Source organism: Pseudomonas sp. HY7a-MNA-CIBAN-0227 (assembly GCF_040310325.1).
Lineage (GTDB): Bacteria > Pseudomonadota > Gammaproteobacteria > Pseudomonadales > Pseudomonadaceae > Aquipseudomonas.
Map to the genome: position 1 here is coordinate 1 of NZ_JBEOPT010000393.1, position 230 is coordinate 230.

General features: G+C 56.5%; 1 protein-coding gene. It reads left to right on the plus strand.

Features of this window, described 5'->3' with window-relative positions; translation table 11 throughout:
• Positions 1 to 230 (plus strand): type 2 periplasmic-binding domain-containing protein (locus AAEZ06_RS28390; protein ID WP_350617550.1); only part of this gene is annotated, 230 nt, incomplete at both ends.

The window sequence follows — 230 nt, forward strand, 5'->3', positions numbered from 1 at the left end:
GCTCCCCAGCACCCAACGTGAAGCTAACCTGAATTTCACACGGCCCTACCTGCAGAACTCGTTTGTCCTGCTGACGCGAAAACTGGCCGGTAGCCCAACCAATCTCGAACAGATGCAGGGCAAGCGCCTGACCATCGCCCAGGGCAATCCGATGGTGGATTATCTGCGTCGCGAATTCCCGCAAATAAAACTGATCGAGACACCCGACACCTTCAGCGCCGTGGAAATGC